27 protein-coding genes, 1 tRNA gene and 1 pseudogene are annotated in these 24909 nt (G+C 59.1%); 13 read left to right on the top strand and 16 right to left on the bottom strand.

The features are described from left to right. The first annotated feature begins 5 nt into the window (after positions 1 to 5). Complete coding sequence (locus VLA07_RS23425) at positions 6 to 1895, top strand: acyltransferase family protein (RefSeq protein WP_333991727.1); 1890 nt, start codon at positions 6 to 8, stop codon at positions 1893 to 1895. Here VLA07_RS23425 and VLA07_RS23430 read toward each other — a convergent pair. Next, a complete protein-coding gene (locus VLA07_RS23430; protein WP_027613771.1) occupies positions 1882 to 2778 on the bottom strand; it encodes a DMT family transporter in 897 nt (298 codons plus the stop codon). The two genes, VLA07_RS23425 and VLA07_RS23430, sit on opposite strands and share 14 nt — an antisense overlap. A 150-nt stretch (positions 2779 to 2928) precedes the next feature. Here VLA07_RS23430 and VLA07_RS23435 point away from each other — a divergent pair, with 150 nt between their 5' ends. After that, positions 2929 to 3366, top strand: coding sequence for an Lrp/AsnC family transcriptional regulator (locus VLA07_RS23435; RefSeq protein WP_027613772.1), 438 nt, complete (start codon positions 2929 to 2931; stop codon positions 3364 to 3366). A 60-nt stretch (positions 3367 to 3426) separates the two neighbouring features. Further along, entirely contained in the window at positions 3427 to 3753 is a 327-nt protein-coding gene (locus VLA07_RS23440) for a YceK/YidQ family lipoprotein (RefSeq protein ID WP_027613773.1), read from the top strand. Between the two features lie 63 nt (positions 3754 to 3816). Here the strand turns inward: VLA07_RS23440 and VLA07_RS23445 are convergent, their stop codons facing one another. Further along, the gene (locus VLA07_RS23445) at positions 3817 to 4488 is read right to left on the bottom strand and encodes a Bax inhibitor-1/YccA family protein (RefSeq protein WP_027613775.1); all 672 of its coding nucleotides are present in this window, start codon (positions 4486 to 4488) and stop codon (positions 3817 to 3819) included. 123 nt (positions 4489 to 4611) lie between these two features. Between VLA07_RS23445 and VLA07_RS23450 the strand changes: the two genes are divergently transcribed. Next, positions 4612 to 4699 (top strand) — tRNA-Ser (locus VLA07_RS23450). Positions 4700 to 4823: 124 nt separating this feature from the next. Further along, positions 4824 to 5210 (top strand): hypothetical protein, encoded by a 387-nt coding sequence (locus tag VLA07_RS23455; protein WP_247269077.1) that lies wholly within the window; start codon positions 4824 to 4826, stop codon positions 5208 to 5210. 194 nt (positions 5211 to 5404) lie between these two features. On the opposite strand, the gene VLA07_RS23460 is transcribed toward VLA07_RS23455, so the two are convergent. Further along, a complete protein-coding gene (locus VLA07_RS23460; RefSeq protein ID WP_333991734.1) occupies positions 5405 to 6292 on the bottom strand; it encodes a LysR family transcriptional regulator in 888 nt (295 codons plus the stop codon). 134 nt (positions 6293 to 6426) lie between these two features. Here VLA07_RS23460 and VLA07_RS23465 point away from each other — a divergent pair, with 134 nt between their 5' ends. After that, complete coding sequence (locus VLA07_RS23465) at positions 6427 to 7173, top strand: SDR family oxidoreductase (RefSeq protein WP_330207488.1); 747 nt, start codon at positions 6427 to 6429, stop codon at positions 7171 to 7173. Between the two features lie 200 nt (positions 7174 to 7373). Here the strand turns inward: VLA07_RS23465 and VLA07_RS23470 are convergent. The 6 genes and pseudogenes from VLA07_RS23470 to VLA07_RS23495 form a co-directional block, all read right to left on the bottom strand. Continuing rightward, positions 7374 to 7525: pseudogene (locus tag VLA07_RS23470) on the bottom strand (DUF892 family protein); the annotation flags it as partial. Positions 7526 to 7537: 12 nt separating this feature from the next. Further along, entirely contained in the window at positions 7538 to 8368 is an 831-nt protein-coding gene (locus VLA07_RS23475; protein ID WP_330207575.1) for a ZIP family metal transporter, read from the bottom strand. Between the two features lie 98 nt (positions 8369 to 8466). Then, positions 8467 to 8619, bottom strand: coding sequence for a hypothetical protein (locus VLA07_RS23480; RefSeq protein ID WP_178083349.1), 153 nt, complete (start codon positions 8617 to 8619; stop codon positions 8467 to 8469). A 56-nt stretch (positions 8620 to 8675) separates the two neighbouring features. Further along, complete coding sequence (locus VLA07_RS23485; RefSeq protein ID WP_247269074.1) at positions 8676 to 9902, bottom strand: zinc-dependent alcohol dehydrogenase; 1227 nt, start codon at positions 9900 to 9902, stop codon at positions 8676 to 8678. A gap of 135 nt (positions 9903 to 10037) precedes the next feature. Beyond that, positions 10038 to 10277 carry a hypothetical protein gene (locus VLA07_RS23490; RefSeq protein ID WP_027613842.1) on the bottom strand — a complete coding sequence of 80 codons (240 nt, stop codon included), beginning with the start codon at positions 10275 to 10277 and terminating at the stop codon, positions 10038 to 10040. 83 nt (positions 10278 to 10360) lie between these two features. Next, positions 10361 to 10591 (bottom strand): hypothetical protein, encoded by a 231-nt coding sequence (locus VLA07_RS23495; RefSeq protein WP_027613841.1) that lies wholly within the window; start codon positions 10589 to 10591, stop codon positions 10361 to 10363. Between the two features lie 217 nt (positions 10592 to 10808). Between VLA07_RS23495 and VLA07_RS23500 the strand changes: the two genes are divergently transcribed. Beyond that, a complete protein-coding gene (locus VLA07_RS23500) occupies positions 10809 to 11348 on the top strand; it encodes a GAF domain-containing protein (RefSeq protein ID WP_027613840.1) in 540 nt (179 codons plus the stop codon). A 67-nt stretch (positions 11349 to 11415) separates the two neighbouring features. Here VLA07_RS23500 and VLA07_RS23505 read toward each other — a convergent pair whose 3' ends face one another. The 4 genes from VLA07_RS23505 to VLA07_RS23520 all read right to left on the bottom strand — a co-directional run bounded on the left by VLA07_RS23505 (position 11416) and on the right by VLA07_RS23520 (position 15963). Then, a complete protein-coding gene (locus tag VLA07_RS23505) occupies positions 11416 to 13542 on the bottom strand; it encodes a TonB-dependent siderophore receptor (protein WP_333991742.1) in 2127 nt (708 codons plus the stop codon). Positions 13543 to 13705: 163 nt separating this feature from the next. Beyond that, a complete protein-coding gene (locus VLA07_RS23510) occupies positions 13706 to 13927 on the bottom strand; it encodes a hypothetical protein (protein ID WP_027613838.1) in 222 nt (73 codons plus the stop codon). A gap of 175 nt (positions 13928 to 14102) precedes the next feature. Beyond that, entirely contained in the window at positions 14103 to 14837 is a 735-nt protein-coding gene (locus VLA07_RS23515; protein ID WP_330207484.1) for an SDR family oxidoreductase, read from the bottom strand. Positions 14838 to 15018: 181 nt separating this feature from the next. Continuing rightward, positions 15019 to 15963, bottom strand: a complete 945-nt coding sequence (locus VLA07_RS23520; RefSeq protein WP_333991836.1) for an AraC family transcriptional regulator — start codon at positions 15961 to 15963, stop codon at positions 15019 to 15021. A 165-nt stretch (positions 15964 to 16128) separates the two neighbouring features. On the opposite strand from VLA07_RS23520, the gene VLA07_RS23525 reads away from it, so the two are divergent. The 3 genes from VLA07_RS23525 (at position 16129) to VLA07_RS23535 (ending at position 18317) form a co-directional block, all read left to right on the top strand. Further along, on the top strand, positions 16129 to 16893 hold the full coding sequence (locus tag VLA07_RS23525; RefSeq protein ID WP_204895496.1) for an SDR family NAD(P)-dependent oxidoreductase: 765 nt from the start codon (positions 16129 to 16131) through the stop codon (positions 16891 to 16893). A 168-nt stretch (positions 16894 to 17061) separates the two neighbouring features. Continuing rightward, a complete protein-coding gene (locus VLA07_RS23530; RefSeq protein WP_330207483.1) occupies positions 17062 to 17319 on the top strand; it encodes an Atu4866 domain-containing protein in 258 nt (85 codons plus the stop codon). A gap of 80 nt (positions 17320 to 17399) precedes the next feature. Then, on the top strand, positions 17400 to 18317 hold the full coding sequence (locus tag VLA07_RS23535) for an AraC family transcriptional regulator (protein ID WP_330207482.1): 918 nt from the start codon (positions 17400 to 17402) through the stop codon (positions 18315 to 18317). Between the two features lie 41 nt (positions 18318 to 18358). On the opposite strand, the gene VLA07_RS23540 is transcribed toward VLA07_RS23535, so the two are convergent. Further along, the gene (locus VLA07_RS23540) at positions 18359 to 19855 is read right to left on the bottom strand and encodes a sensor domain-containing diguanylate cyclase (protein ID WP_333991746.1); all 1497 of its coding nucleotides are present in this window, start codon (positions 19853 to 19855) and stop codon (positions 18359 to 18361) included. A 438-nt stretch (positions 19856 to 20293) separates the two neighbouring features. Between VLA07_RS23540 and VLA07_RS23545 the strand changes: the two genes are divergently transcribed. Beyond that, positions 20294 to 20989, top strand: coding sequence for an SDR family NAD(P)-dependent oxidoreductase (locus VLA07_RS23545; protein ID WP_027613831.1), 696 nt, complete (start codon positions 20294 to 20296; stop codon positions 20987 to 20989). A gap of 90 nt (positions 20990 to 21079) precedes the next feature. Then, positions 21080 to 22099, top strand: coding sequence for an AraC family transcriptional regulator (locus VLA07_RS23550; protein WP_027613830.1), 1020 nt, complete (start codon positions 21080 to 21082; stop codon positions 22097 to 22099). A 6-nt stretch (positions 22100 to 22105) separates the two neighbouring features. On the opposite strand, the gene VLA07_RS23555 is transcribed toward VLA07_RS23550, so the two are convergent. After that, positions 22106 to 22519, bottom strand: a complete 414-nt coding sequence (locus VLA07_RS23555) for a cupin domain-containing protein (RefSeq protein ID WP_150367870.1) — start codon at positions 22517 to 22519, stop codon at positions 22106 to 22108. 301 nt (positions 22520 to 22820) lie between these two features. Between VLA07_RS23555 and VLA07_RS23560 the strand changes: the two genes are divergently transcribed. Continuing rightward, on the top strand, positions 22821 to 23855 hold the full coding sequence (locus VLA07_RS23560; protein WP_333991752.1) for an alpha/beta fold hydrolase: 1035 nt from the start codon (positions 22821 to 22823) through the stop codon (positions 23853 to 23855). Positions 23856 to 23880: 25 nt separating this feature from the next. Here VLA07_RS23560 and VLA07_RS23565 read toward each other — a convergent pair whose 3' ends face one another. Further along, the gene (locus tag VLA07_RS23565) at positions 23881 to 24903 is read right to left on the bottom strand and encodes a GlxA family transcriptional regulator (RefSeq protein WP_247269064.1); all 1023 of its coding nucleotides are present in this window, start codon (positions 24901 to 24903) and stop codon (positions 23881 to 23883) included. Positions 24904 to 24909: the final 6 nt, after the last annotated feature.

Below are 24909 nucleotides of genomic sequence, written 5' to 3' on the forward strand. Positions count from 1 at the left end.
CATAAATGCAATTCAGGAAGAGTATCAACGCCCTGCGGGCACTGGCCGTGCTCGCGGTCGTGCTGTTTCATTTCAAGGTGCCAGGGTTCGAGGGCGGGTTCGTCGGCGTGGACGTGTTCTTCGTCATTTCCGGCTTCCTGATGACCGGCATCATCGTCAATGGCGTGCAGCAGCAGAACTTTTCCCTCCTCGGTTTCTACGCCTCCCGCGCCCGCCGCATCATTCCCGCCCTGCTGGTCCTGTGCGTTGCGCTGCTGATCTTCGGCTACTTTTATCTGCCGCTGGATGACTTGCGCGAAACCATCCGTACGATCAAGAGCAGTCTGCTGTTCAGCTCGAACTTCAGCTTTGCCCAAAGCGGCAATTACTTCGCGGCGCCGCTGCATGAAAACTGGTTGCTGCATACCTGGTCGCTGTCGGTCGAATGGCAGTTCTACCTGCTTTACCCCGTGCTGATCATGGGGCTGCACCGGTTCTTCGGCACCGATAAAACTCGCTTTGCCTTGCTGGCCGTGGCGCTGATTTCGCTGCTGGCGTCCATCATCGTGACCCGCGTCAACCCGACGTTCGCCTTCTACATGCTGCCCACCCGCGCCTGGGAAATGATCGCTGGCGGCCTGGTTTTTCTGTTTCCACTACGATTGAGCCAGCGCGGCGGCGCGATTTGCGAAGGGCTCGGTCTGCTGGCGATTGCCGTCAGCGTGCTGGTTTTTTCGGAGGCGGATCTGTGGCCGGGCTACCTGGCACTGGTGCCGGTGCTGGGGACGATGCTGGTGATTCACGCCAACACCCGGTCGATGTTCAGCGGCAATCCTGCGCTGCAATTTGTCGGGAGCATTTCCTACTCGGTGTACCTGTGGCATTGGCCGCTGGTGGTACTGCTTTACCTGTGCGGGCTGTTGAGCAGCTGGCCGCACGTGATTGGCGCAATCATCGCCTCGTTCGCCCTCGGCACCCTGTCCTTCTATCTGGTGGAATCGAAGGTGAAAAAAGGTACGAGCGCTACTCGAACAGTGATCAAGTTCGCGTCACTGACGGTAGCGGTGGTGGCCGTGTCGGCAACGACGTCGTCGCTGGTCAAGCAACACCCCGACTGGCGCCCGGCACTGGTCGAACTTGGTCAGCCGGAATACACCAGCAAGCTGTATCCGCAGGAGTGCTACCCGAATGCCTATGCGGCGGCGGATTGCAAACTGGGCACGGGTGATGTGTCGGTGATTCTGTACGGCGACAGCCATGCGCAATCCACCGCAGCGGCGGTGCAGATGGAAAATCCTCAGGCGGCACTGTCATGGTCACGGGGCGGTTGCCCGACCCTGACGCACTTCGCCATGCACGACAAGACCGTCGAAAGCCAGTGCCGGGGCTTCAATCAGGAAAAGCTGCAACAACTGAAAACCGCGTACGCCGGGGTGCCGGTGGTGCTGTTCAGCCGTGCGGCGCTGTATGCGGATTCGGGCCGGGAAAACAGCTACCGGATTTCCTTTCCCGAGCGCCAGGCCACGTTTGCCGAAGCGTATACCGAAGAGTACGTCAGCACGGTCTGCTCGATCGCGGAAAACCATCCGGTGTACATCGTCAAACCGATCCCGGAGATGCCTTTCAGCGTCTACAAGGGCTTGAATCTGAATCAGCGCTTGTTCCGGCAAAACACAGACATTTCCTTGCCGTTGCAGGCCTATGAAAAGCGCAACCGCATCGCCATCGCAACCATCGAAGCCGCCGCCAGCCGCTGCAACGCGACGGTGATCGACCCGACGCCGTACCTGTGCCCCAACGGCAATTGCATGGGCTCCATGGACGGCGTGCCGCTGTACTTTGACGACAATCATCTGGTGGATGCCGGCAATCAACAGCTCAAAGGCCTGTTCAAGGATCTGATCAAACCGATTTGAGCTGGCGCCGTGCTTTCAGGCCCCAGCCCTGTTGCATCCCGGCGGCGGCCAGCAGAATTGCTGCCACCCCGATCCATTGCAGGATCTGCAGGCGATGGCCGAAGGCGAACCAGTCGACGAAAATCGCCGCAATCGGGTAGATGAAGGACAGCGCACCGGTCAGGGCAGTCGGCAGTTTCTGGATCGCACCGTACAGCAGCACGTACATCAGGCCGGTGTGGACGATGCCCAGCGTCACCAGACTGGCCCAGGCTCCATTGGTTTGCGGCAGGCCGTTGAAGTGCGCGAACGGCGCGAGCAACAGCACTCCGGTGCAGACCTGGATCAGCGCGATCAGATGCGGCGGCGTGCCGGTCAGGCGCTTGATGATCAGCGCCGCCATCGCGTAGAGCAACGCCGCCCCCAACGCCAGCGCAATCCCCAGCAGATACTCGCTACCGCCCTCGCCCTGCCCGCCATGGGCACTGACGATCGCCAGCATGCCGAGAAAGGAAATCGCCAGCCAGAACAGCTTTTGCAAGGTGATTTTCTCGCCGAGAAACAGCGCCGCCAAACCGACCAGCATGAACGGCTGCACGTTGTAGACCGCCGTGCCGATGGCAATCGAGGCGCGGGAATACGAGCCGAACAACAACACCCAGTTGCCGACAATCGCCACCCCACTGAGCACCGCGAGCAGGAACGTGGTGCGGGTCAGAATGCCCGGACGCAAGAAGCCGAACGCCGCGCATATCAGCAGCAAGGTGCCGGCGCCGAACACGCAACGCCAGAACACCACATCCAGCACCGGTTGCCCGGACACCAGCACGAACCAGCCGATGGTCCCGGAAATCAGCATGGCGGCGGTCATTTCCAATGAACCACGGCGGATTGTGTTGTCCATCATCGATCTCCCTAAGCGTTTGACGAAAGCGTGGCAAAAGTATGCCAAGCCGACCACGAGCGCCTCCAGCGCAAAAAGCAGGCTAAACTCGATTTCTGCCTTTTTTATCGTGGGTGGTTTCCCTTAAATGCCTAATACCGGAGTTGCCCCATGACCGACGATATCGACCAGATCCTCATCAGCGCCTTGATGGACGACTCGCGTCGCTCGCTCAAGGCATTGGCGCAAATCAGCGGCCTGTCCTCACCCAGCGTGGCCGAACGCCTGCGCCGCCTGGAGGAGCGCGGCGTGCTCAAGGGCTATACCGTCGAGATCGACCCCAAATGCTTCGGCTATCAGCTCCAGGCGATCGTCCGGGTGCGACCACTGCCGGGGCAATTGCAGGAGGTGGAACGTCAAATCATGTCGATCCCGGAGTTCACCGAGTGCGACAAGGTCACCGGGGAAGATTGCTTCATCGCCCGCCTGCACGTGCGCTCGATGGAACAGCTGGACACCCTGCTCGACCGCCTCAATACGCTGGCCGAAACCAACACCGCGATCGTCAAGAAAACCCCGGTCAAGCGCCGGTTACCGCCGATGGCGTGAGTGCTTTTTGCGCCTGCTCGGCGTAGATTGAGGTTTTTCCGGCGAAAGGATTGGGCGGTAATGAGAATTCAGGCAGTGATGCTGACGGTGTTGATGCTCGGCGGGTGCGGGACGGTGCAGACCGTCGTGCTCAGCGACAAGGCTTCTGTGGACCAGCTGAAGACCAAGAAAAGCTACTGCGGCGCTGTTCCACGCATTTACAGCGGTGCAACCTACGACTTCTGCATGCTGCACGCCGAAAAGCCGGATGACGTCGACGCGTTCAATTACAACAACGCCTCCCTTGGCCTGGTGGTCGATGCAGCAGTCTCAGGTGTGCTGGATACGTTTCTGCTGCCCTACACGATTTACAAGCAACAGGCCGATGGCAGCATCGTGATCAACTGATCCGCTTTTCGCAGACAACAAAAAACCCGCCGAAGCGGGTTTTTCGTTATTTCACAACAGCGATCAGTCGTCGCGGCTCATGATGCCGAAGATCTGCAACAAGCTGATGAACAGGTTGTAGATCGATACATACAGGCTGATGGTTGCCATGATGTAGTTGCGCTCGCCACCGTGGATGATCGCGCTGGTCTGGAACAGAATGCACACCGACGAGAACAGCACGAAACCGGCGCTGATCGCCAGTTGCAGGCCGCTGATCTGGAAGAACATGCTCGCCAGCGTTGCACCCAGCAACACGAAGAAACCGGCGGTGATGAAACCACCGAGGAAGCTCATGTCCTTGCGGGTGATCAGCACATAGGCCGAGAGACCACCGAACACCAGCGCGGTCATGGCGAATGCCGAACTGACCACTTCTGCGCCGCCCTGCATGCCCAGGTAACGGTTGAGGATCGGGCCGAGCAGGAAACCCATGAAACCGGTCAGCGCAAAGGCGGACACCAGGCCCCACGCGGAATCACGGAGTTTGTTGGTGAGGAAGAACAGCCCGTAGAAACCGATCAGCACCACGAAAATGTTCGGGTAGCCGACACGCATCTGCTGCGCCACGAAAGCCATCACACCGCTGAATGCGAGGGTGAGCGCCAGCAAGCCGTATGTGTTGCGCAGGACGCGGCTAACCTCTAGCTGCTCAGCCTGCACGCTGTTGTGAACTGCGTAATCCTGTTCGCGCATGGCGACACTCCTGTTGGTTTGAAACGTTCAGTGGCAAAGATCATAACAGACGCTCTGTAACAAGCCATGCACAGAGTTTGACAGTGTGTTTCATTCAGGTATTATGGCGCCCGCAACGCAAACGGAGGTGTGGCCGAGTGGTTTAAGGCAACGGTCTTGAAAACCGTCGACTGTAACAGGTCCATGAGTTCGAATCCCATCGCCTCCGCCATATTTGATACGACAAAGCCCTGATTATTCAGGGCTTTGTCGTTTCTGGCGCTTACGAAAATTTCTGCCTCTCGGTATGTGTTCCATCCTGATTCACTGTCTTTGCAACTGGTCGGAATAAACTCATGATCAAGGTTTTACCGCACAACGTACTCATGGAGCTTTCGGTGAAAGCCGATTCATACGGTTTAAAGCTGAGCGATCTTGCAGCCACTTGCGAAAAGTTCGATGTTGCACCGCAAGATGTGCTGAACGAATTGTCCATTGCCGTTGCGGAGGGCTATCTACAAGGATCCTTGATCTATTGTTTTTGCGACGGTGTTATGAATGGGATCATAAATGCCGTGGTTGAAGTGGGCATGACTGACGACATGCCTCAGCCCGCGTTCTCGCTTTACCAGGCGTTCGACCAAGGTGAATGGATCCGCAGTAACGATCCACCGGAGACTGACCCCAGTGAGAAGTACACGAAGCCGGTGGTCCAGGAAATAATGGCTGCCCTTGCAGGCTAGCTTTTACAGATTGAGCAATTTTCCGTTTTTACCTGGTAAAAAGCGTTGATCGAACGGCTGCTTCTAGCCGTTTGCAGCCCTTCGCGACAGGCAGCAATCGGCTCGGACGCACTCCATTCCCATTGCCAACGGAAACCGACACACGTGTGCCAGTGTCCTCTTCTCCGCTCGCACACTGACCGCGAGCTAAAAGGCTAGTCAGGGCGCTCATGGAATTGAGCAAAAATATCCGCGATAAAATCCATGAAAACGATGGCTCGCTGGGGGAGCAGCCGATTAGCCAGGTAGACAATCTGGATCGGTACCGGCGGCGCCACGTATTCGTTAAGCAGCAATTGAAGATTGCCACTCTTCAGCCCTTCCTCATAAAGCCATTGCGGCCCCTGCGCGATGCCCAACCCTGCATTGACGTACTCACGGATCGCCTCAGGCGAGTTGACACGCAGTCGTCCGGAGATCGGCACATCAGTGTCCTTGAACCGCCAGTTGGTTCCAGTGGACAGGAGGGTATAAATGAGGCAGTCGTGTTCCTTCAGGTCGTCTGGCGAAGAGGGAGTGCCTCGTTTCTCCAGGTACGCGCGGCTGGCAACGCACACACGCTCGAACCATGCCAGTGGCCGGGCTCGCATTGCACTGTCTTCGAGGTGACCGATACGAATCGCGAGTTCTACCCCCTCGTCGACCAAATTGACGTAGCGATCATTGATTTGAAGATCGAGCGACAGTTCGGGGTAGCGCCCTAGAAAACTCGCGACGTGCGGTACGATGAAAGTGTGAGCCAATGCGGTCGGGCAAGCGACGCGCAGTAGCCCGGACGGCGCTACTTTTCCTCTCAGTGAGGACTCGGACTGTTCCACTGAATCCAGGATACGCCGCGCATCTGCGTAGTACCGTTCACCCTCGGGCGTGAGCATCAGTTTACGTGTGGATCGGTGAAGCAGCCTGGTTTGCAAATGGTCTTCAAGCGCAGCGACGTAACGACTGACGCTCGGTTGCCCTAGTCCCAGATCACGGCCCGCAGCAGAAAAACTGCCTGTCTCGACAGCTCGCACAAAACAGCTCATCAGTAACAACCGATCCATCACGCCCCTTTTCATGCGGATTTCGCATGAGATCTATTCTATTTACCCATCTTATCAGCGCGCCGGCATGAATACATAGTTGCTCTCAGAGGGCCAGTCGTCCATTTGGCGGTCCAAAAAGAGAGGAAATTCAGATGTCCCGTTTACAAGGCAAACGTACCCTGATCACTGGCGGTACAAGCGGTATCGGTCTGGAGACCGCCAAGCAGTTCCTCGCCGAAGGCGCACGTGTGATCGTCACCGGTGTCAATCCTGAGTCCATGGCAAATGCTCAAGCTATTTTAGGTAGCGAAGTCCTGGTGTTGCGCGCCGACTCAGCCAGCGTCACAGCCCAGAAGGAGCTGGCACAGGCCGTTCAGTCTCATTACGGGAAGCTGGACGTTGCCTTCCTCAATGCTGGCGTATCCGTCTGGAGGCCAATCGAAGACTGGAACGAGGAGATGTTTGATCGCTCCTTCGACATCAATGTCAAAGGCCCTTACTTCCTTCTGCAAGCACTGCTGCCGACTTTCTCCAATCCTGCATCGGTGGTTCTTAACACCTCGATAAGTGCGCACTTGGGCGCCGCGAATTCATCCGTTTATGCTGCAACCAAGGCGGCCTTCCTGAACCTGTCGAAAACGCTCTCTGGCGAGCTTCTACCGCGTGGTGTTCGAGTCAATGCGGTCAGCCCTGGTCCAATCGACACACCGCTGTATGACAAGGCAGGTATACCCGATGCCTACCGCGAGCAGGTCAACAAGGAGATTGTCGCGACTATTCCGTTTGGCCGTTTTGGCACGCCTGAAGAAGTAGCCAAGGCGGTGCTGTATCTGGCGTCGGACGAGTCTCGCTGGACGGTGGGAACGGAAATTATCGTTGATGGTGGTCGCGCACTTTAACGAGACAAGTACGCCTTTGAGTCTGAGCATTCCACCTCCTGGCCGGAAGCGTAACGCTCACGCAAGGGATGACGTTTACCCTGCTGTCCTCCGCAGAGGACGGCCATGGGTGGATTCATACAACACAGGCGAAGGCTTGTCCTGAAGTGCCACGGCGTACTCGATCGCCGTGGCGCTTACAGGCACGCTGCAACGTCTGCTCACTTCTCAAGCGTCGCCCCCTGATTACCGCCTTGCTCGGCGATTTTCGTCAGTTTTTCATCCGCGCCCTTTTCTTCTGCAAGCATGGCCTGCAGCAAGGTTGCGGCATCCTTGAGTTTCAGGTGCTGGCCATCGCGATCAGCGTGCCATAGTGAGACTTCCATCAACCCAAAGCGGTATCCAGAAACATCATCACGCCAAAGCCGAGCATCAAGCCGAGGGTCGCCGGGGTCTCGTGACCATTACGATGGGTCTCTGGGATGACTTCGTGCGACACCACAAAGATCATGGCCCCCGCAGCCAGACCCAGCGCAATCGGATAGCCCAGAGCGAAGCCACTCGACACACCCAGTCCGACCACTGCACCCAGCGGTTCCATCAAACCGGAGCCAATGGCGAACAGTGCCGCCCGCCAGGCCGAGATCCCGGTAACGCGCAAAGCCAGAGCAACCGCGAGTCCTTCGGGGATGTCCTGTATCGCGATGGCGGTCGTTAACGGCAGGCCTACTTTCATGTCGCCGTCCGCAAAACTGACGCCGATGGCCATGCCTTCCGGCAGGTTGTGCAGAGTAATCGCCAGGACGAAGAGCCAGACGCGATTGATGCGTTGAGCGTCGGGCCCGCGCCTGCCGATCTGCTGATGCTCATGGGGTACAAAGCGATCCAGACCGACCATCAGTGCAACGCCCAGGGCCAATCCACACACGACCACCGCGGCTGCCAGCAGCGGGTTGCCACACAGCGTTTGGGCAGCCTCGATTCCGGGCATAATCAGTGAGAAAGAACTGGCGGCCAGCATCATGCCGGCCGCGAACCCCAGCATGATGTCCTGGGTGCGTGAAGCGATATCGCGCAGGATGATCGCCACCAAAGCGCCCAATGCGGTCGCCCCGAAGCCTGACAGGCCACCCAATGCAGCCAGACGCAGATTTCCCTTGTCAGCACCGACCAGTGCGCTATATCCGCTGATCAGCAGCAGGCCGGTAACCAGCATCAGCGTTACCCAGAACAAGATGCCTGGCCAACCGCCACTGGACGCGATGCTCCACACGCGAATGCAGTTCAGTTTCGCGCGCACGTCCGCACCCTCAATCACTTATCTGAATCGGCCGCTTTGTCTTTCTGGATCTGCAGCGACGCCTTGCTTTTGTCGCCATCCTTGTTCGGCGCATCATTCGAACCTTCAAAACAGCCCTGCAACAGCAACATTGAGCAAAGCCCCAGGCAGGCACAGATTGTTTTCATGATCGTCTCCCGCTAAATGATTCTGTGGCGAGGGCTCTCGGCACAGGTCTGCTTGCTCAGACGGCCGGCACCAGCGGTGCTGTCCCGTCCACCTCGGCCAGCGGCACAGCACTGCCGCCCGGCGTCAGGATGACCTTGCGGCAGTCTTCCTGTTTTTTGTCGAAGATCTTGTAGCCCTCGGCCGCCTGCTCGAGCGAGAGTCGATGACTGATGATTGCGTCCGGTTGCAGGCGCCCGGTTTCGATATGCCCCAGCAGTTCCGGCAGATAACGCTGCACATGGGTCTGCCCCATCTTGAAAGTCAGGCCCTTGTCGAAAGCGTCACCGAACAGGAATCCATGGATAAACCCCGCGTACACCCCCGGCACACTGACCGAGCCGCCGCGGCGAACCGCCGCGATGCACTGACGCAGTGCCTTGCCGCTGCTGCCTTCGAGTTTGAGCGTGGCCAGCACCGTTTCGGTAGTGCTGCCTTTGGCCTCGAAGCCCACCGCATCAATCACGCCATCCACCCCACGGTTGCCGGGTGTCTGGCTGATGATAGTATCGGCCGGGTCGTCGTCCTCATCGAAATTGATCGGAATGACACCGTAGGTGCGTTGCGCATAGGCCAGTCGGTAAGCGTGGTGATCAACCATGAAGATGCGCTCGACGCCGAGCATGCGAGCGCACGCCGCACTGAGCAGTCCGACCGGCCCGGCGCCATAGATCGCCAGACTCGAACCCTGGCCAACGCCCGAATTGATCACCGCCTGCCATGCGGTCGGCAGAATGTCGGAAAGGAACAAGACCTTCTCGTCCGCCAGTGTTCCCGGCACCTTGAACGGCCCGGTATTGGCTTTCGGCACCCTCACCAATTCGGCCTGGCCGCCCGGAATTCCGCCGTACATGCGGCTGAAACCGAACAGCGCAGCCGGCGGCGGTATGCGCTTTTTATTCATCGCCGCGCCCGGTCCTGCATTGGTTGTCTCACAGGCCGCGTACAGGGCCTGCTGGCAGAAGAAACAGTCGCCGCAGGCAATCACGAACGGAATCACCACTCGATCGCCGCGCTGCACCGCGGTCACTGCCGAACCTGTTTCCTCGACAATGCCCATGAACTCATGACCAAAGATATCGCCGTGTTCGACCGTCGGTATCTTGCCCCGATACAGGTGCAGATCCGAGCCGCAGATGGCTGTGGCAGTCACTCGCAGAATGATGTCGTCCGGTGCTTCAAGGATCGGGTCCGGCACGGTTTCGACGCGTACATCGTGAGCGCCGTGGTAGGTCATTGCTCGCATGGTGCAATCCTCTGACGATGGAATTGAAGAACTGTCTCTTCAAATTCGGAAGGACTCCGCCACCGCGAGTTCACTCTGTTTTATGCATTCTGGATGAGCGGGATGGCGGCGCGGACTCAAGGCCGAATCCACAAATCAGTCAGCGCCTGCATCCTTCACGTCGATTTGCGTAATACCCACCAGACTGGCCTGCTCCAGTATCTCTTCAGCAGTCGAGTCAGCTGTTGGCATGATCAGACTGTTCTCAGCATCCCCAAAATGCAGTTCCAGCAGATGCATGGCAGCGTCGTGAATGGAGAGCTTCGACTGCTGCAACGCGAGTTGATGCGTACGGGACTCGCCGTTGAACAGGTACTCGATGGTGTAATTGCGCATTAATAACCTCAAAATCAGAGTGGCAGATAACTACCCTGACTTACCGGTCAATCGTTAGTTCAAGCGGATAAATGTTCTGCAGCTCAACTGCGAGAAAGCGTTTTCAGCCGCTCGACCAAAGCCGCTTCAAAAATGACGTACAGCTTTTCAGCATCGCCGGCACGCAGAACCTCGCTGGTTTCCAGCCCAAGCACGAAGCCATCCGCACGAGCCCCCGCCTTCACGGCGATGATCATCGAGTCTGCCCGGACAATCTGCGCCAGGAGCCGATCAGCTTCACGTTGCATCTTTTCGCTCAACACTACGCCTTCCACTTTCCTCACCTTTCATTCAATGCGACATCCAACATTTATGAGATCAAGGCTACGCCGCCGATAACGGCGCCTCAAGCCGCACGCCAATGACGCTTCGCTATTGCAGCCATCAGGAACCTTTGATGTGAACGAATCCATTTTGTTTAGTATCAAAATGGGCAGTTTCAAAAGCGTTTAGCAGTCGCCAACTTAAAAAATCATGACCGGAGAACAATGCATGCCCCTCAGTGACACCATTGACAGAGCGTTGCTAAGCGCAGAGGAACGTTCCTCTATCGCTGAAATTGAAGCTACAACCAATATTCTGCAGCTTGTTACACGCATGACCGGGACGCGGTTCGCGGCGATCGCGAAATTCACCGAGACTGACTGGATCGTCTGTTCCGCCTACGATCCGATCGAGCTTGGGATCAACTCCGGCGACACGCTGGAATTGGAAACCACGCTGTGCAGTGAGTTTCGCAGAGACCCTCAGGTGCTTTTCGTGCCGCAGATAAGTCGCGACGGCAGATTTTCCACACGCCCCGTGGTGAAGCAATATTTGATTGAAAGCTACGCAGGCGCGCCCATTTTCCTTCCTGACGGACAACTTTGGGGCGCGCTGTGTGCGTTGGACTCCAGGGCGGTGATTTTCGACGACCCGGATCTGGCGGATACGTTAGGCCTGTTCGCGAGACTGATCGGCTGTATCTTTTACGCGAATCTGACGGAGGCCGGCAGCGGCTACAGCAAGAACGTTTCAAGCGTTATCGGATAATCAAGAAACAGCCCTGAATATTCAGGGCTGTTTCATTTGTGGCCTGTGAGAATTTTGCTCCACCCTGCTACAAGGTGTAGGAAACGCCGACCTGCACGGTTCGCGGCGCCCCCGGGTAGGCATAGACGTTGCCGAATGCGCCCTCTTCATAATCACGGTCAAAGAGGTTTTTCACGTCGAGATTGAGTCGCACCTTGTCATTGATCTTGTAGAAGCTGAGCAAGTCGACAACGGTATAGCTGCCCATCGAAAACGCGGTGTTGGCGGTTTGGCCGGCGCGCTCGTCGACGTACTTGATGCCAGTGCCCAGGCCCAGTCCCTTGAAGGTGCCGTCCTGGAACTCATACATGTTCAGCAGGCTGAAGCTGTTCTTCGGGATGTTCATCAGCCGCGTGCCAGAGCGCAGCACGTTGTCCTTGGTTACCTCGGCATCGACATAGGCGTAGCCACCCATCACCCGCCATTCGGGAGTCAGGTTGCCGGCAACGTTGACGTCGAATCCACGGCTGCGCACCTCGCCGGCCGCAACGCTGAAGGTCGAGTCAACCGGGTCGGTGGTCAGCACGTTACGTTTTTCGATCTGATAGATCGCCGCGTCGACGCTCAACTGCTGATCCAGCGCTTCCCACTTGATTCCCATTTCATAGGACTTGCCCTTTTCTGGCTCGAACCCTCCGCCCTGGCGACTGGCGCCGGTGTTCGGCTTGAAAGAGCGCGCCGTGTCGGCATAGATCGCCAATGTCTCGGTCAGGTCATAGGTCACACCGATGCGCGGAGTCACCGCGTTGTCACTGGCCTGCCAGCTCTTGCCACCGGGCACGTAAGTTTCGTAGTCATGTTCGAAGCGCTCGAAACGCGCCCCGGCCAACACCTTGAGTTTATCGGTCAACGCCACCTGATCCTGCACGAACGCGGCATACGTCTTGAGGTTTTCCTTGTCGTGTGTCGGCGTGCGGGTGAGTGCCGGGCGCGGTTGGCCGTAGACCGGGTCGAAGATGTCGATCGGGTACGCACCGACGGCGCCGCTGGAGCGCTGGATGATCGACTTGTAGTCGTAATCCTCGTACTCGATGCCGGTGAGCAACGTGTGCTGCAAACCCGCGGTATCGAAATGCCCTGTCAGGTTGAGCTGGGTATCCTTGTCGGTCCACTCCAGCTTGCGATAGTTGAAATTGCGCCCCAAAGTGCGGCCGTCATCGGCAATGCCATTAGCCTCGATTGCGTTGCCCTTGAGCGAACCGTCGAGCCACTGGAAACCGCCGCCCAGGGTCCAGTCGTCATTGAGCATGTGCTCGAAACGCATTTGCGCCATGTTGTTGTCGTTATGCAGTTTGCCAGCGTCTTTTTCGCCGAAAAAACTGTCGCGCGAAGCGGTTCCCGTCTGTTTTGCGTAACGGGTAAGGCCGCGATCCAGAGGCGCGTTGTTGCGCATGAAATCGCCTTCGAAAATCAGCTTGGTCGCGTCGCTTGCCTGCCAGGTGAGCACCGGTGCGATGCCGTAGCGCTCGGTTTCGACATGATCGCGGAAAGTATCGCCGCCCTCGCCCACAACGTTCAAGCGATAGGCCAGACGCCCTTCTTCGTCGAGCGGGCCGGAAGCGTCCAGCGTGCCGCGTTTCATGCCCTGATCGTTGAGTTGGCTGCCCAGGGTGACGCTGCTTTCAGGCAACGGCTGCTTGGACACCACGTTGAAGGTGCCGCCAGGATCACCTCGACCGTAGAGCATGGTGGCCGGGCCGCGCAGCACTTCGAGGCGTTCGATTGTGTTGGCATCCGGCATGTTCGGATAGCCGCGGTTGATCGGGAAACCGTTGCGATAGAACTCGCCAGTGGTGAAGCCACGCACGGTAAACGTGGTCAGGCCCTGGCCACCAAAATTGTTCGCTCGCCCTACGCCACCGGCGTAGTCCAGCGCGTCCTGCAATCGGGTGGCGCCCAGATCTTCGACCGCATCCTTCGAGACGACGCTGATCGATTGCGCAGTTTCGTGGATCGAGGTGTCGGTACGCGTGGCGCTGGCCGAGCGCGTCGCGCGATAACCCTGCACCGGGCCGTCCGCCCTTTCGTAATTCGCCGTACCGATGACATCGGTTGCGTCCAGCTCCAGCGTTGAGGGTGATGCCCCCGTTTGATCAGCCCATGAGGCAGGCGACAATGCTTGCAGCACACAAATGGAAAGCAGGGTTCGACGCATGGAGAGGGAAACCTTTACGAATAGGCCAATGCAGGGGGTGAATCCGCCAAAAAACTCCCGCGCATGCTATACAAAATTATTCGCAATTAATACAGATTCCCATTAACAACAGTTGCCGCTGTCAATGCGGCACCGTCGCTCTGCGCCCTGCCCCGCCAAATTCTCAGGTTCCGCCCGAAAGCCCCTCGGTGGCCTGGGCGAACCTCGCACCGGCCTTGCGCACCAACTGGCGCCATTCTGTTGCTGTAATCAGCCCTTCCTGCTCCATGGTGTCGGCCATTTTCAGCAACTCGTCGTATTGATCCTCGGCGTCCATACGGATCTCTGGCTCTTCCAGTAATTTTCGCCAGGCGGCCAACGCCTGCTCTTTGCGAATGTCGCTCATGGTCATTACCCCCGGACTTGTAAGTCGGTAGAGGGCTGCGGTTCTGGAGTGTTCAGCGGCGGCGACTGACGGCGCGACAGATGGTTTTCGTTGCGGCCTCGAAAATGAAGCGGCCCAAAGCAGCCGTTGATGCACGACTGCTTTGAGCCTGAGAGCGATTGCCTTCCAGGATGGCTCAGTGCGGGCTGGCCGTCGGACGTACCACAATCTCACTTACATCAACATCGTCGGGCTGTTCGATGGCATAAGCGAGTGCTCGTGCAATGGCGTCGGCGTTGAGCGCCACACGCCGGAAGGCTTTCATTTCCTCGCGTGCCACCTCATCGGAAATCGTATCGGCCAGTTCCGACTCGACGACACCCGGGCACACCACCGTGACGCGGATCTTGTCGGTTTCCTGGCGCAAACCATCCGAGATGGCGCGGACGGCGAATTTGGTCGCGCAGTACACCGCGGCGGTTGGAGAGACCGCAAGACCGCCAATCGACGAGATATTGATAACCTGCCCGTACCCTTGCGCCTGCATGTCCGGCAAGACCGCAGCGATACCATGCAGCACCCCGCGCACGTTGACATCGAGCATCTGGTTCCACTCATTGACTTTCAGCGAGGCCAGGGGAGACAGCGGCATCACGCCCGCGTTATTGATGATCACGTCGACCTTGCCATGTTGCGCCTTGGCGAACGTCACGAACGCCTGCATGGATTGCAGATCGGTGACATCCAGTGCGCGGGCGCTGGCCGAGCCACCCTCGGCCCGGATCTCGCTGACCAGTTGGTCCAGACGCTCTGTACGGCGGGCACCGAGTACCACATGGGCACCTTTGCTGGCGATCAGCCTGGCCGCCGCTTCGCCAATACCACTGCTTGCACCGGTAATCAGCACGACTTTGTTGTGAATGTTCGACATATCCGTAGCTCCTGCTCTCAGCATTGAAGTTCAGCAGCGACCGCTGAAGTGCGGGCGTTGCTGCGGGGTACGTCGAAAAGATTAAGGGCACATGCCTGCTCGGCGCGTGCCGAAACCTGCGCAACTTTTGCCTATTCGTGTCGGTGTGCATCAATCTGCAAAACAGATAAAGCAGCGATGCTCAAGCCCCACGGAACTCGCTGGGCGTTACGCCCACCTCGCGACGAAATACCTGAGAGAAGTGACTGGGGCTTGAATAGCCGACCTCCAGGCCGACGTCGATGACACTGCGCCCGGTCTCGAGCAACAGCTGCCGCGCGCGAATCATGCGCAAGCGGATGAAGTACTGCGAAGGCGAAAAACCCGTCGCACGCTTGAACAGACGGCTGAAGTGGTATTCGCTCAGCTCGGCCAGTCCGGCCAGCTTTGCCAGACTGAATTCAGCGCCCAGATCCGCGCTCATGGCGTCAGTGACTTTGCGCAGCTTGTAGGCTTGCAAAGCGTTGCTCCGACGTCCGCCTCGGGCCTCGGCGCGATAGCTGCGCACCAGATGTACGGCCAGCGCCTGTGCCAGCGAGCGGGCAAACAGAGCGCTGGGCGAGCGCTCCAGAACCAGTTCGGTGCGCAACTGCTCCATGACAAACGCGACGCGCGCGTCGCGTGCCCCGGAAATATCACGCAAACGCACAGCTCCCCCGTAATCCCCCAACAACTCACGCGACGCGTGCTCGATCAACGGCAGCCCCAGATAAAGGTGCATGACTTCAAAGGTGTCGGCCCCTTGAGTCTGCCAGCGCATCTCATAAGGCTCGTCGGAACTGGTGAGGAAAAAATCGCCCGCGCTGACCTCCGCCGCTTCCCACTCGCCACCCGGCACGCGCTCCTCCACCCTCGCCGACCCCGCCAGAACCAGGACGAGCAGCGGTTCCACCACCGCAGGCACGAGAATGGGTTCAACCACGCTGCCATGGGTAAAAAACCGGATCACGATGTCCTTGATTTCCGGACACGCTGGCAACGCCTGCGGCTCGCCCGGCAGGTAGTCTCCCATCGACTGCCCGGTGATGCGCAAGTCCTGGGAGGAAGTGGACTTCTGTTGCAACGCCGTTTGCCCGGTATTGGTCATGAACATGCCCTTTTGCTGAGATTCAGCGCAAAACCCCGACAGCCGGGGCAATCTCCCGAAAGCCGACCTCGCCCCGCTGCGAGACAGTAGGCCCGTCGCCGATGACAGCGCCTTGCGGGCGCCGACCCGGCCAATCCCTACTCGATCAAAATGCTGGAGAACATCATGACCGATATCAAGCACAGCACACCAAACGAAGTGGCCGGTAAAGTGGCTCTGATCACTGGCGCGGCCAGTGGCATCGGCAAGGCCATCGCACTACTGCTGCATGCCCGCGGCGCCAAGGTCATCGCCGAAGATATCAACCCTGAGGTAGAGGCGCTGGCTCGCCCCGGGCTGGTACCACTGGTAGCCGACATCACTCAGGACGGGGCCGCCGAACGCGCGGTCGCATTGGCCGTCGAGCAATTTGGTCGACTGGACATCCTGGTCAATAACGCCGGCATCATCATCAACAAACTGGTCATCGACATGACTCGCGAAGACTGGGAGCGCATTCAGGCGGTCAATGCCACGGCGGCATTTCTGCATAGCCGCGAAGCGGTCAAGGCGATGATGCCGAATAAATCCGGTTCGATCGTCAACATCGCGTCCTACGCCTCCTACTTCGCTTTCCCCACCATCGCCGCCTACACCGCTTCCAAAGGCGCACTCGCGCAACTGACGCGCACCCTGGCGCTTGAAGTCATTGGCCACGGCATCCGCGTCAATGCCGTCGGCGTCGGAGATGTGGTGACCAACATCCTCAACAATGTAGTCGACGATGGTCCGGCATTTCTCGCCCAACACGGCGAGGCCGCGCCGATCGGCCGTGCGGCACAACCGGAAGAAATCGCCGAAGTGGTCGCGTTCATCGCCTCGGATCGTGCCAGCTTCATGGTCGGTTCGGTTGTCATGGCCGACGGCGGCATGACCGTCACGGCCGGTTGAGCCATTACAGGAAAGATCCGCCCGCAAGCCCGAGAGGATCAGGCAAATCTGCGGCAGTTTTGTTCTGACACCTCTGCGCTCGGCTACGTAATCTGAAAGCACGCAACGGATGCAGACACAGGCCACGGCAGGCCGCTCGGATTGAATGAGGACTGAGGAGAAAAGCTGATGAAAAATGCCAGACAAATCACGCCTGACCATCGTTACGCCGGGATGTGGGTCACCGCCGATGGATTCATCCGTCACGAGCTTCTGACCACTGGGCGTTATGACGAGGCCCGTGGTAAAAATAACAGTGCTTATGAAGGTCGCTACGAAATAACCGGTGACTATATCCAGTACTGGGACGACACCGGCTTCACCGCTGACGGGCATTTTCATGACGACGTGCTGTATCACGCCGGCATGGTCCTTTATCGGCAATGAGCACTTTAATGATGTCGGGTGAATATCGTCTGCCTGGACAGTTCCGGGCAGACGCTCATGGACACTTGTGAGAGCCTGAAATGCAACAGAGCGATGCTTTCATCCTGCAAAACACGGCCATCTACCGTGACGAACTGGTTCGCTTGCTGACGCAACGGTTTAGCGCATCCGGGGTCTATGAGACAGCCATAGCGTCCTTGCATGTGATCCGTTTTGACGCGCCTTCGGAGCTGATCCACACCGTGCACAAGCCGGCACTTTGCCTGATCGTGCAAGGACAAAAAGAAGTCGGCCTGGGTGACGACCATTACCTGTACGACCCGCTCAGTTACCTGGTGGTCTCAGTGACACTTCCCGTTTCCGGGCGCGTGTTGATGGCCAGCCCGGAGGCGCCCTACCTGTGTATCCGCATTGATTTCGAAGCCACGGAAATCGCGCAGGTCATCGCCGATTCGCCCCCGACGGGCGTCCCGGACGAGCCGGAGCTTGGCCTGTTCATTGAAAAGGTCGATGTGCCTCTGCTGGAAACCATGCTTCGGCTGGTCCGGCTACTGGAAACACCGAAAGACATCGGCATGCTCGCGCCCCTCGCCCTTCGCGAGCTGTATTACCGGCTCCTGCGAGGTGTGCACGGTCGTCGTCTGTATGAGCTTGCCCTCGTTGACTCGCAAACACGCCGGGTAACGCGGGCAATCGATTGGCTGAACAACCACTACACCCAACCCTTGCGCATCGAAGAACTCGCGCGGGTCGCAAGTCTCGGCAGCTCCACATTGCATCATCAATTCAAGGCCGTGACGGCCATGAGTCCACTGCAATACCAGAAACAGCTTCGCCTGCAGGAAGCCCGCCGCTTATTGCTCGGCGAAGGGCTGGATGTGGCGAGTGCCTGCTATCGAGTGGGCTACGAAAGCCCGTCGCAATTCAGCCGGGAATACAGTCGCCAGTTCGGGTGTCCGCCATCAAGAGACACCCAGCGGGTTCGCCGCCCGGCGTGAAAGTCAGCCTGACGGCGATCTATCGGATTAATGCCCACCAATCACTTCACAAACCGGTTACGCCCCAGCGTCTTGGCGTTATACAGCGCCTGATCGGCGACCTCAATCAACCCTTGCAAGGATTGCAGTTGGGCCCCCGAGACCGTAGCGATGCCGATACTCACACTCAGCCGGCCGAACGGGCTGGACGGGTGTGCGATGTTCGCTTGCTCCAAGCGTTCGAGGATCAACTGCGCGACCACTGCAGCACCGTCACTGTCGGTGGCCGGCATGATCACGCTCAGCTCCTCGCCGCCGTAACGCGCCACCAGATCCGAGGGGCGCCGTACACAACCTTCGAGGATTGTCCCGACCTTCTGCAGGCAGGCATCGCCGGCGACATGCCCGAACGAGTCGTTGAACAGCTTGAAGTAATCGATATCGATCATCAGCAACGCCAGCGTCGTGCCGTCACGTTGTGCGCGTCGGGCTTCCATGGCGAGGCTCTCATCGAAGCAGCGCCGGTTGGCCAGGCCGGTCAGGGCGTCCTTCATCGCCAGTAACTCAAGCTGACGATTGGAGGAAAGCAACTGCTGCTGCGTCCCGCGCAATTGATCTTCAGCCCTGGTACGCCTGCGAATATCGAGAATCAGAAACCAGCCGATGAGCCCGGTAAGCCCCAGCAACCCCGCGACCACCACTGCCGACAGCCAGGCCTCCATGCGCCACGCAGCAAGGGCTTCGCGCTTGCCGAGGGCGACGGTGGTGATCAGCGGCAGCCGGTCGCTCTTGCGGAAGGCATAGAGCCGCTCGACGCCATCGAGGCTGGAAGTAAATGACGCGGTGCCGACCGATCGATCGACCAGATACTTCTCATAGATCGGCGACTTGGAAAAGTTACGCCCCATGTCCTGCTCGCGGAACGGATAGCGCACCAGCAACGTACCGTCGGTATAGGACAAGCCGATAGCACCCTCCTGGCCCACATCGATCTTGCCGAACAGGCGCAGGAAGTTTTCGATTCCCAGGGTCACCGCCACCACACCGGCAAACTCGCCGTGCGCATCATTGAAACGGCGGCTGACGGTGATCACCCACTCCTGATTGGAGCGACTCTGGATCGGCGGACCGATAAAGGTCTCGCGGCTCGGGTCGTCACGATGATGGATGAAATAAACACGATCACTGCTGTTGGCCCCGGCCGGAATCGGTCGGTTGGACGACATCAGCCAACGGCCCTGATTGTCGTAGATGGTGATGCCGCTGAGCTGCGGCATCAGCGGTTCCTGACGATTGACCAGAGCGCTCAGACGCTGGATCTGCGCGGGGCCACTGCCTTCGGTTTCCAGACGTTCGACGATTCCGAGCAGCAGCAACGAACTCTGGCGAACGATCCCTTCGGAATAAGTCGCCAGCGCCTGGGTCAGGTTCAGGCCATGAACGTTTACCTCCTCCAGTGCGCGCTCTCGAGAGGCCAGCACTTTCCACACCGTCAGTGACCCGAGGGAACAACCGATCACCAACAACAAAAGCACAACCAGGCGGGTATCACGCTTCACATTACTACCTTTGGGAAAGTCCGGTTTCCGTTCCTGCGGCGGGTCGACCGACTCGATGACTGCAGCCGCGTGTCCTTGTCGCGCGCAAGGATACAAGCAGCACTGACTCGCTGCAGCAACAGATTATGTGACGCAAAAAACGTACTTCTGAATTGCACGGCGTCGTCCGGAAAAAAAGCGTGCTAAAGACTTCAGGAAGGACTTGCGCTTGGCGAAACAGCGACAAGAATGCCAGACCAAACCATCGCCAGGCTTTCAGAATCCGCTTGGCGCCCACCGTCAGAAGCCAACTTTCTGACGCCTGTTTCACGACCCTTTCGTGATGTGTTGCCAAGCATAAAATTTTGGCACTTTTGCACAACAAGTTGACATCCAAAAGCATGCCACGGGCCACCGATATCATTAGAGTATGCGCCCTTAAAAAGGAAAGGACTCTTGATGACTCAGTCACTCTCACGGCGCGTTGTGGCGATTACCGGCGCCCTGGGGAATCTCGGCGAGACCCTGGCGGACATGGCCGCAGCCCAGGGCGCGGATCTGGTGCTGATCGATCAGGCGACGATGGCGATGCCCAGCTCGCACAATCGACTGGTCCTGTCCGGCATCGATCTGACCTCCCTTGCCGATTGCCAAGCAGTCGCCCACCAGATCAATCGCTATTTCGGACGCCTCGACGCCCTGGTCAACGGCGCCGGAGGCTATGCGTGGGAGCCGTTGCTGGGCAGTGCGATAGAGGCCTGGGATCGGCTCTACTCGCTGAACCTTCGAACCGCATTGAACGCCAGCAAAGCCTTGCTGCCATTGCTGCTGCAATCCTCGGCGGGACGCATCGTCAATATCGGATCGAGCATGGCGGCGAAGGCCGGGCTGGGCATGGGCGCTTACGCCGCGTCGAAATCCAGCGTTTTGCGCCTGACCGAAAGCCTCGCCGAAGAACTCAAGGACATGAGCATCACGGTCAATGCCGTGTTACCGAGCGTGCTCGACACCCCGCAAAACCGTGAAGCCATGCCCGACGCCGAGCACCAGCGCTGGGTGACACCGGCGCAACTGGCGGCGGTCATTCTGTTTCTGATCTCGGAACAAGCGTCGGCCGTCACTGGCACCGGTATTCCGGTGATCGGGCGCATGTAGGGTCTATTGACGCCGCGCGCCTTGGCGACGTCGCTTTCTTCACCTTTCGGAAAAGCAAGATCACCGGATTACCGGACTTCCCCTCCCCCCATGCGACCCGCCACTTCCAGCGCTGCCTTCGTTAACCACGTCCTTGATGTCGCCGAACAATACGGCTGCGATGGCGACTGGCTGTTGCAGCAGACCGGACTCTCACGCGAGCAGTTGTCCGACTCGATCGTGCGCATTCCCATGCGCCAACTGCGTGCCTTGCTGGAACTGGCGGCGCTCAGCAGCAACCTGCCGCATTTCGGCCTGCTGGTCGGCGCCGCCGTACGCCCGGGCACCTACGGCGTACTGGGTTATGTGCTGATGACCAGCGCGACACTGGGCGAATCGCTGAATATGATTCTGCGTTTCGGCAAGATCGTTTACGACAGTCCGTCCAGCCAGACCCGAATCGTCATCGGCGACGGCCGCGTGACCCTCGAAGATCAACGCATCAGTGAACTGGAGCCCTATTGCGCCCTGCATCAGGAAGCGCTGATGGTCGGCTGGGCAGCGTTCGGCCGCTGGTTGATCGCCAGTAATCAGCCGATGCTGGAAGTCCGGATGATGCATTCGGCGGTGGGCGAACCGGCGCTGTATGAACACTTCTTTGGTTGTCCGGTGCAGTTCGAGGCCGGTTGCAATGCGCTGGTGTTTGCCGAGTCGACACTCTCTACACGAATCCAGGGCGCCGACCCGCGCATGCATCGCAGCATGCTGCTGGAGGCCGACTGGCAGTTGTGCCTGTCGTATCCGGCGTTTTCGGTCACAGATCGATTGCGCGCGCTGCTCACCGAGCAATTGCCGACCGGTGATTTCAGCCTGAAAAGCCTGGCCCGGCAGCTGGCGATTTCGCCGCGCACCTTGCAGCGCAAACTGGCGGCCGAAGGGGAAAACTTCAATCAGGTGCTGGAAACCATGCGCATGGAACTGGCCGACCATTACCTGCGCCGCACCGAGACCAGCATCATGAACATCGCCCTGATGCTGGGTTACTCGCAGGCCAGTTCTTTCAGCCATTCCTTCCGTCAGGCCCGCGGGATTTCGCCAGTGGATTACCGCAAGTTGCTGCGCGCCAGATAAGCCCGATCACGGTTTCAGCTGCAGCAGCGGCTGGCCCTTTTTCACCACATAGGTCGCCAGTTCCACGCCTTGGTCCTGGCCGACGTTCTTCGCCACATGGGCCACGCCTGCCGGGATGAACAGCGAGTCACCGGCCTTTAGCGTGACCGCCGGCCGCCCCTCCAGTTGATACTCCAGCGTGCCGCTGAGCACGTGCGCCACTTCGACACCCGGATGCGCATGCCGCGGCGCGGTGACACCCGGTTCGAAATCGATACGTGCCTGTATCACCTCGCGATCCGCGTCGCCCAGGTCCTGACGAATCAGGTCGGTACGGCTCAAGCCCTGCTGCCAGCTCATGGCCTGAGCGTCTGCCGCCTGCGCCAGGCCGGTGAATGAAACCAGTGCGGCCACAGTGGCCAGAATCAGTGTGCGTTGCATGCAATTGCCCTCTCGACAGTCATGGTGTGAAGGCCTGCACTGTGACTGCCGGGTGTAGCGGCCATGTGTCGAAAAACCCGCGTTTGGTCTCGCCGTGTATCACGTGCAGAGCTGGATACACGGCCATACAAAGCACACCGGCTGTGTACCACAGTGTGTACAGACACCCCGGCGATACATGAACTTGAATCACCGCGCTTTTTCGACATAGGCCAGATACGTGCCGGCGTTCAAATGCCTGCAAGGTTTGCCGGGCTCAGCCCGCACCTGCCCCCGACAGGATTGCCAAGGAGACTTCAGCATGAAAAACGCAGCATTCAACCGTATGAACATCCTCGCCGTGGCGCTGTTCGGCGCGCTGGCGGCGACGCAAATGCCAACGGCCGCCGCCGCGCAGCCGGCAACCGGCGACCACAACGTCAGGTATTCCGCGCCCTCGCCGTTCGGTCCGCTCAAGCATGTGAAGGCCGGGCTGCTGGATGTGGCCTACGCCGAAACCGGCCCGGCGCAGGGGCCGGTGGTGATTCTGCTGCACGGCTGGCCGTACGACATTCATAGCTATGACGAGGTCGCGCCGGTGCTCGCCGCCAAGGGGTATCGGGTGCTGATGCCGTATGCGCGGGGTTATGGCGACACGCATTTCCTCTCCGATCAGACGCCACGCAACGGGCAGCCTGCGGCGCTGGCCAGCGACGTGATCGACTTCATGGATGCCCTGAACATCAAGCAAGCGGTGCTCGGTGGTTACGACTGGGGCGCACGTTCGGCGGACATCGTCTCGGCGCTGTGGCCGGAGCGAGTCAAGGCATTGGTCTCGGTCAGCGGCTACCTGATCGGCAATCAGGCTGCCGGGCAAAATCCGTTGCCGCCCAAGGCCGAATTACAGTGGTGGTATCAGTTCTACTTCGCCACCGAACGTGGCCGTGACGGCTACCGGAAAAACACCCACGACTTCGCCAAGCTGATCTGGCAGCTCGCCTCGCCGAAGTGGGCGTTCGATGACGCCACGTTCGACCGCAGCGCCAAAGCGCTGGAGAACCCCGATCACGTCGCGATCACGGTGTTCAACTACCGCTGGCGTCTGGGCCTGGTGCAGGGCGAACCGCAATACGCGGCGCTGGAGCAGAAACTCGCCAGCGCCCCATTTATCAGTGTGCCGACCATCACCCTCGAGGGCGATGCCAACGGCGCGCCGCACCCGGCGCCTGAGGATTACGCCAAGCGGTTCACCGGCAAGTACCAGTTCCGCCTGATCAACGGCGGCATCGGCCACAACCTGCCGCAGGAGGATCCGCAGGCTTTTGCTCAGGCAGTGATCGACGCCGATCACCTCTGAGGTCGAAGGCAGAAAACGCCTCGGTCTATTTGACCAGGCGTTTTTCCCTGGACGGGCGATAACCGAAAAATGCGCTGTAGCACTTGCTGAAATGGCTCGGCGAAACGAAACCGCAGGCCACCAGCACTTCCATCTGCGACAGCTCGGTGTGCTGCAACAGGCGCCGGGCTTCGGTGATGCGCAATTCCAGGTAATAGCGCTGCGGCGTGGTGCCCAGTTGCTCCTTGAACAAACGCTCCAGCTGTCGCCGCGAGCGCCCGGCGTACACCGCCAGTTGCTCCAGCTCCAGCGGCTCCTCGAGGTTGGCGTCCATCAGCTTGACCACCTCGCGCAACGGTGCACTGACGCAGAGGTTTTCATCCGGTTTGATCCGCCGATACCGCGACTCCTCGAATGCCAGAATGTCCTCGATGCCCTCGACCAGCGCCTTGCCGTGCAGGCTCTTGATCCAGTCCAGCGCCATATGGAAAGCCCCGGACGGACTCGACGCGGTGAGCCGGTCGCGATCGATCACATAAGGTTCGCTGCTGACCTGAGTGGCTTTGGCAATTTCCGTGAGTGCGGGACGGTGTTCCGGGTGGATCGCGCAACGATAGCCATCGAGCAGCCCGGCGCGGCCGAGAAACCACGCACCGTTCCACAAACCGGCCAGACTGACCCCACGCTCCGCCGCCGAGCGCAGCAGGCTGTTCAACTCCTCGCTGGCCTTCAGCTCAGTGCGGTAGCCGCCACACACCACCAGCAAGTCCAGATCCGCAAGGCTGGCGGCGTCAATCCGCGCATCCGGACGAATCACCAGCCCCAGATCGCTGATCACCTCACCCTCACCCAGCCCGAACGTGCGCGAGCTGAACAGTCCGGCGCGCAACAGGTTGGCGGTGATGATGGTGTCCAGCGCCTGGGTGAAGGCCGGCAGTGAAAAGTGCTCCAGCAACAGGAAACCGGTGCGGGTGATGCGGGTCTCGGTGGATTGCTCATTCAGATAGCGGAGGTTTTTACCCTTCATGCCTCCGCTGAATTGACGTCGTTCGATCAAGGTCTGGCCCATCGGTCA

This window comes from Pseudomonas sp. S3(2024) (genome assembly GCF_036861315.1).
Classification (GTDB): domain Bacteria; phylum Pseudomonadota; class Gammaproteobacteria; order Pseudomonadales; family Pseudomonadaceae; genus Aquipseudomonas; species Aquipseudomonas putida_A.

Coding starts and splice junctions, on each gene's coding strand:
- VLA07_RS23425 (WP_333991727.1), top strand. CDS start 6: ATGCAATTCAGGAAGAGTATCAACGCCCTGCGGGCACTGGCCGTGCTC.
- VLA07_RS23430 (WP_027613771.1), bottom strand. CDS start 2,778: ATGGACAACACAATCCGCCGTGGTTCATTGGAAATGACCGCCGCCATG.
- VLA07_RS23435 (WP_027613772.1), top strand. CDS start 2,929: ATGACCGACGATATCGACCAGATCCTCATCAGCGCCTTGATGGACGAC.
- VLA07_RS23440 (WP_027613773.1), top strand. CDS start 3,427: ATGAGAATTCAGGCAGTGATGCTGACGGTGTTGATGCTCGGCGGGTGC.
- VLA07_RS23445 (WP_027613775.1), bottom strand. CDS start 4,488: ATGCGCGAACAGGATTACGCAGTTCACAACAGCGTGCAGGCTGAGCAG.
- VLA07_RS23455 (WP_247269077.1), top strand. CDS start 4,824: ATGATCAAGGTTTTACCGCACAACGTACTCATGGAGCTTTCGGTGAAA.
- VLA07_RS23460 (WP_333991734.1), bottom strand. CDS start 6,292: ATGGATCGGTTGTTACTGATGAGCTGTTTTGTGCGAGCTGTCGAGACA.
- VLA07_RS23465 (WP_330207488.1), top strand. CDS start 6,427: ATGTCCCGTTTACAAGGCAAACGTACCCTGATCACTGGCGGTACAAGC.
- VLA07_RS23475 (WP_330207575.1), bottom strand. CDS start 8,368: ATGCTGGTTACCGGCCTGCTGCTGATCAGCGGATATAGCGCACTGGTC.
- VLA07_RS23480 (WP_178083349.1), bottom strand. CDS start 8,619: ATGAAAACAATCTGTGCCTGCCTGGGGCTTTGCTCAATGTTGCTGTTG.
- VLA07_RS23485 (WP_247269074.1), bottom strand. CDS start 9,902: ATGCGAGCAATGACCTACCACGGCGCTCACGATGTACGCGTCGAAACC.
- VLA07_RS23490 (WP_027613842.1), bottom strand. CDS start 10,277: ATGCGCAATTACACCATCGAGTACCTGTTCAACGGCGAGTCCCGTACG.
- VLA07_RS23500 (WP_027613840.1), top strand. CDS start 10,809: ATGCCCCTCAGTGACACCATTGACAGAGCGTTGCTAAGCGCAGAGGAA.
- VLA07_RS23505 (WP_333991742.1), bottom strand. CDS start 13,542: ATGCGTCGAACCCTGCTTTCCATTTGTGTGCTGCAAGCATTGTCGCCT.
- VLA07_RS23510 (WP_027613838.1), bottom strand. CDS start 13,927: ATGAGCGACATTCGCAAAGAGCAGGCGTTGGCCGCCTGGCGAAAATTA.
- VLA07_RS23515 (WP_330207484.1), bottom strand. CDS start 14,837: ATGTCGAACATTCACAACAAAGTCGTGCTGATTACCGGTGCAAGCAGT.
- VLA07_RS23520 (WP_333991836.1), bottom strand. CDS start 15,963: ATGACCAATACCGGGCAAACGGCGTTGCAACAGAAGTCCACTTCCTCC.
- VLA07_RS23525 (WP_204895496.1), top strand. CDS start 16,129: ATGACCGATATCAAGCACAGCACACCAAACGAAGTGGCCGGTAAAGTG.
- VLA07_RS23530 (WP_330207483.1), top strand. CDS start 17,062: ATGAAAAATGCCAGACAAATCACGCCTGACCATCGTTACGCCGGGATG.
- VLA07_RS23535 (WP_330207482.1), top strand. CDS start 17,400: ATGCAACAGAGCGATGCTTTCATCCTGCAAAACACGGCCATCTACCGT.
- VLA07_RS23545 (WP_027613831.1), top strand. CDS start 20,294: ATGACTCAGTCACTCTCACGGCGCGTTGTGGCGATTACCGGCGCCCTG.
- VLA07_RS23550 (WP_027613830.1), top strand. CDS start 21,080: ATGCGACCCGCCACTTCCAGCGCTGCCTTCGTTAACCACGTCCTTGAT.
- VLA07_RS23555 (WP_150367870.1), bottom strand. CDS start 22,519: ATGCAACGCACACTGATTCTGGCCACTGTGGCCGCACTGGTTTCATTC.
- VLA07_RS23560 (WP_333991752.1), top strand. CDS start 22,821: ATGAAAAACGCAGCATTCAACCGTATGAACATCCTCGCCGTGGCGCTG.
- VLA07_RS23565 (WP_247269064.1), bottom strand. CDS start 24,903: ATGGGCCAGACCTTGATCGAACGACGTCAATTCAGCGGAGGCATGAAG.